We start from the raw sequence: 11,569 nt of genomic DNA, 5'->3' as shown, positions 1-11,569 counted from the left end.
ATCGATGACCCACGAGACCCCGATCCGGATCGATCACATTGGGATCGCGGTCGAGGAGTTCGAAGCGGCCGAGGCCGTCCTCCACGCGCTCGGCGCGGAGAAGTACGTCGACGACACCGGTCCGGGCGAGGAGTTCCGGTGGGTCGGCTACATCCTCGGCGACGCCTCGCGACTCGAACTCATCACGCCGCTCGCCGAGGGAAGCTTTCTGGAGGAGTTCCTCGATGCGAACGGGCCCGGCCTGCATCACGTCACGTGCGAAGTCGCCGACATCGACGCCGTGGCCGCGGCGCTGACCGACGCCGGCGTCACCGTGGTCGATCGGGCGGAACACGAGGTTTACACCGAACTGTTCGTCTCGCCGCGCAACCCTACCGGGACCCTGTTTCAGCTGATGGAGTACCACGACACCTACGAGGAACGCTACGACCCAGATCAGTCGTTCGTCGGCGGCCGCCGGGTCGAGGCGGCGTGGCCGACGTTCGAATCGGCCGAGAAGTGAACGGACGGGCTGCCAGCTTCAGCCGTCTTTATCCATACCCGCAGACGAGTGATCGATCCACGACCGTACATCGAGCCGCCAACACGTTGCTGACGGAAAACACGGTCTCGGCTGTACCGGGAAACGGGAAGGCTTTTGATGGCAGTACCTCTCGCTTGGGGTAACATGACACGCGACACCTGGGCAACGCGGGTCGGCTTCATTCTCGCGGCAGTCGGCAGTGCCGTGGGACTCGGTAACATCTGGCGATTTCCGTGGATGACGGCCGAAAACGGCGGGAGCGCGTTTCTGGTTACGTATCTGTTCATCGTGCTCGGCGTCGGCGTTCCCGGCCTCCTCGCGGCGTTCGTGATCGGCCGGCGTGCGAACCGCAACCCGGTCGGTGCGTTCGAGTCGCTCCGCGGTGGCCGTGGCTGGACCGCGCTCGGCGGGCTCTGTATCGTGACCTCGCTCGTGCTGGTTTCGTTTTACAGCGTCGTCGGCGGCTGGGTGCTCCGGTACTTCCTCGAGAGTTTCACCGGCGCGTACTTCGCCCAGCCCGAAGCCCACTTCAGCAGTATCGACTTCGGTCTCCAGGCGTTCGGCTTTCAGGTGGTCTTTCTCGTCTTGACCGCACTGGTCGTCATCGCCGGCATCCGCAAGGGGATCGAGGCCACCACGAAGGTCATGATGCCCGCGGTCGTGGTGTTGCTGGCCGCCCTCGCGGTGTGGGCGTTCCAGCAGCCGAACGCAGCCGCGGGCTACGACTTCTTCCTCTCCTTTGACGGCGGGTATCTCGCCGACAACTTCGTGGCGGTGCTCGGCGCGGCGGCCGGTCAGGCGCTGTTCACGCTCTCGATCGGCGGTGGAACGATGCTGACCTACGCGTCGTATCTCGGCGAGGATCGCTCGCTCCCGGCCGACGGCTCGATCATCGCAGTCTTGAACCTCGGGATCGGCGTGCTCGCCGGTCTCGTGGTGTTCCCGCTGCTGTTCTCGGTCGTCGGCGGGCCGACCGGCGGCGGGACGGGCGCGCTGTTCGTGAGTATCGCCGGGGCGTTCGCCGAGCTTCCCGCGGGACGGTTCATCGGCGCGACGTTCTTCCTCGTGGTGTTGTTCGCGGCGCTGTCGAGTTCGATCAGCATGCTCGAGATCCCGGTGTCGTACGTCGTCGACGAGTTCGGGTACGACCGCACGCCGGTCACCCTCGGTCTGTTCGTGCTCGTCCTCGGAACCGGCGCGATCAACGCGTTCAACGGAGGGATTTTCGCGTTCGTCGCCGGCCCGCTCGTGAGTCAGCTCATGACCCTCGGACTGATCGGATTCATGATCTACGCCGCGTGGGTGCTCGGCGACGAGGCTGTTGCGGAGTTCACGAAGGGTGCGGGATCGATCGCACGAGCGCTCGCCACCCCGTGGCGGTACGCGATCGGCACGGTGTTCCCGCTCTTCCTCCTGTTCTCGTTTTACTCGTCGATCGTCGACTTCGCCGGGCTCTCGCTTTCGACGATGGCGATCGCGGGACTCGCGCTCCTCACCGGGATCCCGTTCGTCGGCCTCGTTCGCTGGGTCGAGGGAAGCGGTCGGACCGGGACGGCTGAAGCGGCCGACTGACGCCATCGCGCCCCCGTTTCGCGGCTGCGGTTCGGTTGGGGTGTCTCGCATCGTCGTGGTCCACAAAGCCCAATACGGGCAGCTACATACCCCTCGGCATGTCCGGCAACGAACGGTCGAATCGTCCGGTAACCACCACCGAAACCTCCATCCGGATCCTCGAACTCCTGAAGGCCAACGGACGGCTGAGTCTCGCGGGACTCGCCGACGAGTTCGAGATGGCCCGAAGCACCATCCATCGCCACCTCCTGACCCTCGAAGACAACGACCTCGTCCGTCGGACGGACGGCGAGTACCACCTCGGACTCCGGTTGCTCGATTTCGGGATGCGCGCGCGCGACCGGATCGACTTCTATCACGCCGCCCGCCCGCTCGTCGATCGGTTGGCGTCCGAGACCGACGAGAAGGTCTGGCTGGTCGCGAAGGACGGCCGTTTCAGCGTCCACCTCTACAAGTCCTACGGCGACAACCCGCTCGAAACCTCCGCACGGGTCGGCCAGCGACGATATCTCCACCAGCTCGCCGCCGGGAAGGCGATCCTCTCACAGCTCCCCGATGAAGAAGTTCGGGACGTTCTCGATCACTGTGGCCTCCCCGAACAGACCGAGCACACGATCACCGAGCGCGACGAGCTGCTCGGCGAACTCGACGGGATCGACGAGCGCGGCTACGCGTTCAATCGTGGGGAGTCGATCACGGGGCTGAACGCGGTCGGCGCGCCGATCCGCGACGCCGACGGCTATCCGGTGGGCGCGATCAGCATCTCCGGTCCCGCGAATCGGGTGAAAGGCGACCTCCTCCGAGAGGAGCTGCCCGACAAACTGCTCGCCGCGATCGACGAGATCCACATCCACCTCCGGTACGCCTCGAACGAGGAGGGCGGCCGACCCGAGTAACGCCGCACGACCGCCGACGACCTTGTCTCAGCGGAGTTTCGGTGCGACTTCGGTGCCGAGTCGCTCGATACACTCGGCCATCGCGTCGGTGCCGACACCCGGGTGGTACGTACGGAACACGCAGTGAACGTCGTCGCCAGCGGCCTCGCGGTAGCGGTCGAGCTCGTCGGCGACCTGGTCGGGCGTGCCGAAGATCGCCTGGTCTTTCAATTCCTGTTTGCGTTCGTCGGGGAGCTCATCGACCGGCTCGCCCGAGAAGATCTCGGCGTAGCGGCGCTGTATGTAGAAGTAGCCTGGTTTCATCGTCTCCCACGCCTCTTCGCGCGAGTCGCCGACCCAGCCGTGCTGGAGCGCATAGACTGTGAACTCGCCGTCGATGTCCTCCTCGGCGCGAACATCACGAATGTCCTCGACGCGCTTTTCCAGCCCGGTGAGCGAGAGCTTCGAGGGCGCACACCACGCGTCGGCGGTCCGGGCGGCCCGCCTGACAGCCGGCTTCGCCGCGCCGCCGAGCATCAGCGGAACCTCACGATCGGGTTTCGGGGTCACGGTGACGTCGGGCGCGACGTCGTGGAACTCGGCGTCGTAATCGAGTGGACCGTCGGACCACGCCGCCCGGAGAAGGTTCACTTGGTCCGCAAGCCGCTCGGCGCGCTCCTCGATCGGAACGCCGAACTGCTCGAACTCGTCGGGGTTCGACCCGATCGCGAGACCGAGTGTGAGCCGCTCATCGGAAAGGAGGTCGACCGTCGCGGCGTCCTCGGCGAGACGGACGCCATCATAGAGCGGCGCGAGCGCGATGCACGTCCCGATCTCGATGTCGGAGGTGGCGGCCGCGAGCGCCCCGAGAACGGGCATCGTCCCCGAGAGATAGCCGTCCTCGGCGAAGTGGTGCTCGGAGACCCACGCGCTGTCGAGTCCGGCGTCGTCGATCGCGCGCCCGAGCGTGAGCATCTCGTCGTAGAGCTCGCTCATCGATCGGTCGTCGTCGGGGCGGCGCTGGCCGGTGAACAGTCCGGTACCGAGTTGCATTTGTCGTCAATGGCGGGCGCAGCCTGCTAAACGTTTCTATGCTGTCGGTGGAGCTTTCCTCACATTGAGGCGCGGTGGCGCGTGGGAGCGGAGCGCGGCGCGACCGAAGAGAGGGCCGCGGACGTGAACGGGGAGCGAAAGCGACCCGTGAGCGCGTCGAAGACGCGCGACTCGCACGAGGGATGAGCACCACAGCGAGCGAAGCGAGCGAGGAGCGCAGTCGGTTGGGGAGGGTGTGGCCTGCGGTCTCTCATTTGCATCGGGATCGTCCAGACGCACCAGTTCTCGACTGCGGATTCTGCAGCGGATCACTCGAAGTGGATTCCGTGTTTCTTCTCAGTAGTCGATTCGGGTGATCTCCTCGACTGGCCATTGACTCAAGATTTCGACGCCGTTCTCGCGGACGACGACCATCTCCTCGACCCGGACGCCCTGACGATCGGCCGGCTCCATCGTCTCGACCGCCATCGTCATCCCCTCCTCGATCTCGATCGGGTGCTCCGGCGAGAGCCCCCGCCAGATCAGCGGGACCTCGTAGAGCTGAAGGCCGAGGCCGTGCGCCCAGTGATTCGTCGTCATCTGCCAGTGCTCGTCGGCGTCGTACCAGTCGGCGTGCTCGCCTTCCATGTCCGGGAACCCCTGCGCGATCTCGTCGGTGGTCGCGCCTGGCTCGATGCGTTCGAGGACGTCGTAGAGGTTGTCGCGGGCGGTCTCGTAGGCGTCTTGCTGGGCCTGCGTGGGTTCACCCATCGAGAACGTGCGGTAGTAGCAGGACCGATACCCCAGATAGCCGATGTTGTAGAAGTCGGCGTAGACGATGTCGCCCGGTCGCATCATCCGGTCGGTGGTGTTCGCTTGGTGTTTCGGCCACGTGTTCGGCCCGCTGGTGACGTACCCGCCCTGGGCCATCGCGCCGTGTCGCCAGAGTTCGCCCACCGCGTCGCCCCAGACCTCGGATTCGCGCTTGCCTGGCCGGGCGGATTCGGTGATCTTCTGGAACCCCGCCTCGCAGATCGCCGCGACCATTCGGAGACACTCGATCTCGTCTTTGGTCTTGATCTTTCGTGCGTCGTGCATCAGGTCGACGCACTCCTTCGTCCGAACGTCGACGCCGTCCGACTCGAAGGCGTCGACTAGTCCTGTGCTCCCGACGTCGAGCCCCATCGGTTCCTTGGCGACGCCGTACTCCGCCATCGCCTCCTCGACGAGACTCGCCATCTTCTGGGTCAGGAAGCCGCGCGCGGAGTCGCGGCCCGACGCGCGCGGGACGTTCCCGAGACCAGGGGCAGCGTACCGGATGTCGTCGAGCCACGGGCAGTTGAATCGCTGGTTCGAGGCGTGATCCGCGGTGTCCCAGTGGACCACGTCACCGTTCTCGGTGAGCAGCGTGTAGTGGTCCGCCCCGCTTCCGCCAGTCATCGCGAGTCCGGTGACGTACCGGATGTTGGGGTCCGAGACCAGGAGCATCGAGCCGAGCTCCGAGTCCTGGAGTCGTTCCAGGGCCTTCTCGTAGCGCTCCTCGCGCATGCGCTTGACGTCGATGCGCTCCTCCCAGTCCACAGCTTGAGTTCCCCGCGTTCCCTCCATGAAGCTTCGTTCGTACATCGTTCGTCTGGATGGTTCGCCAGATCGTACATAAATCCCACCACCTCGGCAAAGCCGAGCGGATCGAGCCGGACGACTGAACGGTCGGCCGCTCCAGGATTCGACCGACCCCGGTGATTTTATCACACGAGCCGCCGAACGCCCGGATGAGATGTTCAAGCACGTCGCGTTGCTGGTCCGGCAGGAGGGGATGAGTCACGAGGAGTTTCGCGAGTACTGGGAGGGAAACCATTCTCCGCTCGCGAAGGACATCGAGGGTGTCGTCCGTTATCAGACCGTCTATCCAAACGACCCCGAAAACGCCGAATTCGATGGACTCGCGGAGCTGTACTTCGAGACACTCGACGATCTCCACGAGGCGCTCGGCAGCGAAGGCAGTCGGGATTACGATCCGACTCGGGAGGTGGCTGCGGAGGCCCGTGAGGACGTCAACAACTTCCTCGACGTCGAACGCCGCCCCCGATTCATCGGCGAAGAGAAGGTCTGGAAGGACGAAGTGGACGGCGAGACCGACGGGCTCTACAAGCACTCGGCGTTTCTCGTTCGACAGGAAGGAATGAGTCACGAGGAGTTCCGCGAGTACTGGGAGGGCAATCACTCCCCGCTCGCGAAGGACATCGAGGGTGTCGTCCGCTATCAAACTGTGTACCCCACCGACCCCGAAAACGCCGAGTTCGACGGGGTCGCGGAGCTGTACTTCGAGACGCTCGACGATCTCCACGAGGCCCTCGGCAGCGAGGGCAGCCGGGATTACGATCCGACTCGAGAGGTGGCTGCGGAGGCCCGTGAGGACGTCAACAACTTCCTCGACGTCGAACGCCGCCCCCGCTTCATCGGCGAGGAGAAAGTCTGGAAGAACGAGACCGAGGACGTCGAGGGGTACTGAGATGGGGACACCGGACTACGAGAACCAGGTCCGGGAGGCCTACCCCGAACTCGATCGGATCGAGAGCGCCGACCTCAGGGAAGCGGTCGTCGAGGCGTGGACGCTCGGGCTCGACCGTGGCGGCTGGCAGGACATCGAAGACATCCCGTACGCGTGGAACATCCACGAGATCACGAACGTCGAGCACGTCCGCGGTGTGACGAAGATCGCGCTCGAATCGGCACGGGTCCAGCGCGAGTTCCACGACGCCGATCCCGATGTCGACGTCCTCGTCGCGGCCTGCCTGCTCCACGACGTCGGGAAGTGCTACGAGTACGTCGATCACGTCGACGCCGAACGCCTCTCGGGGACCGACCGTGAACGCTACGCCTCCGAGGAGATCCCACACTCGCTCTCGGGCTACGCGCTCGCCCACGAGGTCGGCGTTCCCCTTACTGTGCAGCGCGCGATCCCCCACTTCCTTGGGGAAGTACCGAAACGCACGCTGGAGGCCGAACTCCTCAAAAGCGCCAACTCGGCGTCGTCGAACGCCATCACCCAGTCCGCGATGGGGATCACCCTGAACGAGTGGGTCGACGAGTACAGCCAGACGACCGACTGAGGTTTTAGTCTGTTTGCTGTGAAACGAACCGAACGCGATCAGAGCGGGTCGAGTCCGTTCTCCTCGCGGAGCACGTCGATGTACTTCCGGAAGCCGGCTTCGAGGTCGTACTGTACCTCGTAGCCCGTGTCCTCCTGGAACGCGGTCATGTCGAGGCGTTGGGTCCACGGCAGCTCGCCCTCGCCGCTCACTTCGAGGTCGGCGTCGGGGACGATCCCCCGAACGGTGTCGGCGGCTTCCTGGATGGATGCGAGTTCGCCGCGGACGTTGTAGATCCGCTGGGAGAGGTCGTCTTCGGAAGTGAACGCCGCGAGGCGGAACGCCTGGGCGATGTCCTCGACGTGCTGCCAGTCGATCTCCTGGTCGCCGTACTCCACGGAGAAGGAGTCACCGAGCGCGGGTTTCTCGATGATGTTCGCGAGAAAGGCCGACCCGCCGGTCTCGCGGTAGGGACCGTATGCGACGGTCGGCCGGATGGCGACGTGGTCGACGCCGTACTCCTCGTTGTAGACGCGCGCCTGGTGTTCGTTGTACCCCTTCGTCGCGCCGTAGAGCGTATCGGGATAGACGAGATCGTCCTCGGTGACCCACCAGTCGCCGCCGTCGTCGTAGTTGTGCGGCGGGGCGTAGATCGCCGCCGAAGACGCCCACGCGACGCGCTCGATCTGATCGTCGAGAGTGCGCGCCGCCTCGAAGACGTTGCTCGTCCCCTGGACGTTGACGTCGAGGGCGGCGCGGGGGTTCGACTCGGCGGTGTTCGTCAACAGCGCCGCGAGATGGACGATGTGGGTCGCACCGGTCTCGGCGACCGCGTTCACGACGTCCGTCGCCTCGCTCACGTCACCGCGCCGGATCGTGACGTCGTCCGCAACGCCGAGCTTCGAGAGAATTCGATCGTCGGTCGAGAGGTCGTACGCGACCACGTCGTGGCCGGCGTCGATGAGGTCCTTCGCGACGTAGGAGCCGATGAACCCGGTGCCACCAGTCACGAGGACGGTTTCGTTGGTTGCCATCGATTCGGGAATCGGCGGAAATCGGCAAAAAGGTTGTGCTGTTCCGGTGAAGCGGGTGAGGCCCTCGGCTACTCGTGGAGCCCGCCGACCTCTTCGTAAAAGGACGACTGGAGCGCGTCGACCATCTCCTCGTCGCGGTCGATCCGGACATCGACCACGGTGGGCACGTCGGCCGCCTTTGCCTCCTTGAGCCGATCCGCGAGGTCATCGGGCGAGCGGACGCGGAGTCCCTCGGCCCCGAACCCCTCGGCGACCTGAACGAAGTCGGTGTCGTGGAAGTCGACGCCAGGAATCTCGTCGTCCATCTGGCGCACCATCCCCAAACTGGTGTCGTTGAGCACCACGAACGTCGGCGCGACGCCGTACTCGACCGCGGTCTCGACGCAGGTCATCGTCATCGTGAAGCCGCCGTCGCCCGCGACCGAGACCACGTCCCTGTCGGTGGTGATCGCCGCCGAGACCGCTGCGGGGCCGGCCCACCCCATTCCGCCGACGCCGCCGCTGCCGAAGTAGGTCCGCCGGGCGGGCGTTTGGAGGTAGTTGAGCAACCAAAACCGGTTGTTGCCCGAGTCCGCGGTCACGAGGGTATCCTCGTCCACGATCCCGTCGATCGCCGCGACCGCGCGCTGGGGCAGGATCGGCTCGTCGTCCGATTCGCATTCGGGGACCCGGAACGACTCGCGGGCGTCGCTGGCCCGGTCGCGCGCCCAGTCGTTGCCTGGCGCGAACGCCGCGGCGGCCTCTCCGAGCGCGTTCAGACTGTGCTTCGCGTCGCCGATCAGCCCGACGTCGGCAGGGTAGACCCAGCCCGCGTTCCGGGTGTCGATATCGGCGTGGAGGATGGTCTGCTCGTCGGGACGGATGAACGATGCTGCCTGCCAATTGGTGTCCATCGGGTTCAGCCGGCAGCCGGCCACGAGCAGCGTGTCGGCCTCGCTCACCGCCTGATTCGCGCCCTCGTGGCCAAAGGAGCCGATGACGCCCGCCGCGAGGTCGTGGGTTTCGGCGATGGTCGATTTGCCGAGATACGAGGTCGTCACCACGGCGTCGTAGGTCTCGGCGACCGCTTCGAGTTCGTCGTAGGCCCCCGCGGCGTGAACGCCGTTGCCCGCGATGATGACTGGGCGGTCGGCGTTCGCGAGATGGTCGGCCGCGCGTTCGACGTCGGTCGCTGTGGGGCTCGATTCCCAGTTTTTCGTCTGTTCTTCGGGCGACCAGAGCGTGGGCGGGTCATCGTTCTCGGAGACTTCGGCGGTGACGGCGTCGCCGTCGAGAATCACCGCTGTCGGGCCCGGCCGGCCGGCGGTGGCGTGTTTGAACGCGAGCTGCGTGGATCGGAGGGTCTCGTTCGCCGTCCGCGGGAACCACCACTCCTTGGTGATGCCGTCGAGGATCTTCGGGAGCGCGAACCCTCCATAGTCGCCGCGGGCCTGCTGGTAGGGCGCGAGCGTCGAGTAGTCGCCGCGCTCTGAGGCCTCGGTAATGGCCACCATCGGCGACGAGCCGAGCCTGGCTTCCATCTGGCCGATCGCACCGATGGAGCCGATCCACGGCCCCTGGCCGGTGAGAACACCAGGTTTCCGATGGAATCGGCCGTACATCTCGGCCATCACGCTCGCCTCGCGCTCGTCGCGAGGCCTGACGACCTCGATGTCCGATCCGGCGAGTGCTTCGAGGAGTTCGATGGCCCGCCCACCGGGATAGCCGAACAGGTACTCAACGTCGAGACGTTCCAGAGTTCGAACGATCTCCGTGCTAACTTTCGTCATGGTTGTGTGGTGAACTGGTTGGCCGCACACGACGGGCGGAGAGAGGGCCGGTGGCGGATCGTGTTCTCGGTGTCAAGACCGAAATCGGGTTCGTGTGTGGCAATACACCTGCGTTTCGATCCGGGGAACTTCGTTCTGTCGGTCGCTTCGGGAACGCGGCGGCCGACCCGAACGTTCTCGCAGAATGGACGGTCCTCACAGCGTGGTTTCGCCGTCGTGATCAGTAGATACTTGTGGTGGCGCTCGGTCGGCTGGCGTATGGCAACAAGCATCGATGACGCGACGACGGAGGAGGAACGAGTCGGCGAGGAGCTGAACTACCCCGCCGAGAGCTGGGGCGGGTTCTTCCGGAACCACTTCGGGCCCTCGTTGCTGTGGGCGCTGACCGCGATCGGATCGAGCCATATCGTGCTCGCACCGACGCTCAGCGGGCTCTACGGCGTTTTCGCCATCTGGATCGCGGCGGCGGTGTTCCTCGTGAAATACGGCGGCTGGGAGCTCGGCGTCAGGTACAACTACGGCGTCGGACGCAACCCCGTCGAGGGGTACGGCGACTTACCGGGACCAAATCACTGGGCGCAGTGGGTGACGCTGCTCATCGTCGTCGTTCCCCAGACGATCATTGCCGGCTCGGTCGGGGTCGCGGCGGCCAGTTTCCTCTCGGCGGTCGTCCCCGGCCTCGGGCGGCTTCCGGCGTACGCTCTCCTCCTCGTTGTCGCGACCGTCCTCGTCGTCTCCTCGCGGTACAGCCTGCTCGAAACGGTTCTCAAACTGTTCGTCGTGTTGCTCGGCGTCCTGTTAGTGCTCGGCATCTTCGTCGCGCCGCCCTCGGCCGAGGTGATCGCCGAGACCGCATTCGCCGTGCCCGAGCTCCGGTCGGCGGTGTTCCTCGGGCTGTTCGCCTCGATGGCGGGGTTCGCGCCGACCGGCCTCGGCACCACGATCAACCTCGCGAGCTGGTCGATGGCGAAAGAGCAGGGCGCACGCGCACTCCGCGAGCGGGACCTCGATCCCCACGACGAGCGCTTCCACGACTACATCGCGGCGTGGATCAAGACTGGTCGCCGCGATTTCAACCTCGCGTACGCGTTCACGTTCGTCCTCATCGTCGCGATGATCCTGCTCGGGGCGAACGTGCTCTACCCGAACCCGCCGACCGACCAGAACCTCGCCATCGCGCTCGGCTCCATTCTGGAGGCATCGTTCGGGCCGTGGGCCTACTGGGCGATGATCATCGGCGCGTTCGCCGCGCTCTACTCGACGGTCATCACCCTTCTCGATGGCGCACCCCGAGTCGCGAGCGACATCCTGCCCCTAGTGCTCGAACGCGAGATGGACACCGAGCGGGTCCGCAAGACGCTCGTCGTTCTGATGGCCGTGATCAGCTTCGTTCCCCTGCTCGTCATCGGCTCGCTACCGGTCACGCTCGTCGTGGGGGCGGCGATCATGGTCTCGGTCTTCCAGTTTTTCTACTACATCGCCAACTACTACATCGTTCGTGAGCACCTCCCCGCCCAGTTCCAGCCCGGCTCTGGGGCGAAAGCGTACTACGCCGTCGCCACACTGCTCGTGATCGTCTTCGGGCTGCTCGGCGCGAGTGCCCAGCTCGGGCTCGTGGGCTGAGAAAACTGGCTTTCGTCGACTCACTGTCGATCCGCACGTGACCGTCCCG

The 11,569-nt window shown here is 65.5% G+C and carries 10 protein-coding genes; 6 read left to right on the top strand and 4 right to left on the bottom strand.

Going from position 1 to position 11,569, the window contains the following annotated elements; genetic code table 11:
• Positions 1–4 precede the first annotated feature (4 nt).
• From C450_RS14285 to C450_RS14275, 3 genes are all read left to right on the top strand, one after another.
• Complete coding sequence (locus tag C450_RS14285; RefSeq protein WP_005044579.1) at positions 5–502, top strand: VOC family protein; 498 nt, start codon at positions 5–7, stop codon at positions 500–502.
• 165 nt (positions 503–667) lie between these two features.
• Positions 668–2,095, top strand: a complete 1,428-nt coding sequence (locus C450_RS14280; RefSeq protein WP_005044578.1) for a sodium-dependent transporter — start codon at positions 668–670, stop codon at positions 2,093–2,095.
• A gap of 98 nt (positions 2,096–2,193) precedes the next feature.
• Entirely contained in the window at positions 2,194–2,991 is a 798-nt protein-coding gene (locus tag C450_RS14275) for an IclR family transcriptional regulator (RefSeq protein WP_005044577.1), read from the top strand.
• Positions 2,992–3,018: 27 nt separating this feature from the next.
• On the opposite strand, the gene C450_RS14270 is transcribed toward C450_RS14275, so the two are convergent.
• Entirely contained in the window at positions 3,019–4,023 is a 1,005-nt protein-coding gene (locus tag C450_RS14270; protein WP_005044576.1) for an LLM class flavin-dependent oxidoreductase, read from the bottom strand.
• A gap of 336 nt (positions 4,024–4,359) precedes the next feature.
• Entirely contained in the window at positions 4,360–5,628 is a 1,269-nt protein-coding gene (locus C450_RS14265) for a M24 family metallopeptidase (protein ID WP_005044575.1), read from the bottom strand.
• Positions 5,629–5,779: 151 nt separating this feature from the next.
• Between C450_RS14265 and C450_RS14260 the strand changes: the two genes are divergently transcribed.
• Both C450_RS14260 and C450_RS14255 read left to right on the top strand, forming a co-directional pair.
• Positions 5,780–6,514: an EthD domain-containing protein gene (locus C450_RS14260; protein WP_005044574.1), complete on the top strand. Its 735-nt coding sequence runs from the start codon at positions 5,780–5,782 to the stop codon at positions 6,512–6,514.
• A gap of 1 nt (position 6,515) precedes the next feature.
• Entirely contained in the window at positions 6,516–7,115 is a 600-nt protein-coding gene (locus C450_RS14255) for an HD domain-containing protein (RefSeq protein WP_005044573.1), read from the top strand.
• Between the two features lie 38 nt (positions 7,116–7,153).
• Here the strand turns inward: C450_RS14255 and C450_RS14250 are convergent, their stop codons facing one another.
• A complete protein-coding gene (locus tag C450_RS14250) occupies positions 7,154–8,128 on the bottom strand; it encodes an NAD-dependent epimerase/dehydratase family protein (protein WP_005044572.1) in 975 nt (324 codons plus the stop codon).
• Between the two features lie 68 nt (positions 8,129–8,196).
• Positions 8,197–9,897, bottom strand: coding sequence for a thiamine pyrophosphate-binding protein (locus tag C450_RS14245; RefSeq protein ID WP_005044570.1), 1,701 nt, complete (start codon positions 9,895–9,897; stop codon positions 8,197–8,199).
• 258 nt (positions 9,898–10,155) lie between these two features.
• Between C450_RS14245 and C450_RS14240 the strand changes: the two genes are divergently transcribed.
• A complete protein-coding gene (locus C450_RS14240; RefSeq protein WP_005044569.1) occupies positions 10,156–11,520 on the top strand; it encodes an Nramp family divalent metal transporter in 1,365 nt (454 codons plus the stop codon).
• Positions 11,521–11,569 lie beyond the last annotated feature (49 nt).

The organism is Halococcus salifodinae DSM 8989, assembly GCF_000336935.1.
Classification (GTDB): Archaea; Halobacteriota; Halobacteria; order Halobacteriales; family Halococcaceae; genus Halococcus; species Halococcus salifodinae.
This window is presented reverse-complemented; position numbering and strand designations above follow the sequence as displayed.

Coding starts and splice junctions, on each gene's coding strand:
- C450_RS14285 (WP_005044579.1), top strand. CDS start 5: ATGACCCACGAGACCCCGATCCGGATCGATCACATTGGGATCGCGGTC.
- C450_RS14280 (WP_005044578.1), top strand. CDS start 668: ATGACACGCGACACCTGGGCAACGCGGGTCGGCTTCATTCTCGCGGCA.
- C450_RS14275 (WP_005044577.1), top strand. CDS start 2,194: ATGTCCGGCAACGAACGGTCGAATCGTCCGGTAACCACCACCGAAACC.
- C450_RS14270 (WP_005044576.1), bottom strand. CDS start 4,023: ATGCAACTCGGTACCGGACTGTTCACCGGCCAGCGCCGCCCCGACGAC.
- C450_RS14265 (WP_005044575.1), bottom strand. CDS start 5,628: ATGTACGAACGAAGCTTCATGGAGGGAACGCGGGGAACTCAAGCTGTG.
- C450_RS14260 (WP_005044574.1), top strand. CDS start 5,780: ATGTTCAAGCACGTCGCGTTGCTGGTCCGGCAGGAGGGGATGAGTCAC.
- C450_RS14255 (WP_005044573.1), top strand. CDS start 6,516: ATGGGGACACCGGACTACGAGAACCAGGTCCGGGAGGCCTACCCCGAA.
- C450_RS14250 (WP_005044572.1), bottom strand. CDS start 8,128: ATGGCAACCAACGAAACCGTCCTCGTGACTGGTGGCACCGGGTTCATC.
- C450_RS14245 (WP_005044570.1), bottom strand. CDS start 9,897: ATGACGAAAGTTAGCACGGAGATCGTTCGAACTCTGGAACGTCTCGAC.
- C450_RS14240 (WP_005044569.1), top strand. CDS start 10,156: ATGGCAACAAGCATCGATGACGCGACGACGGAGGAGGAACGAGTCGGC.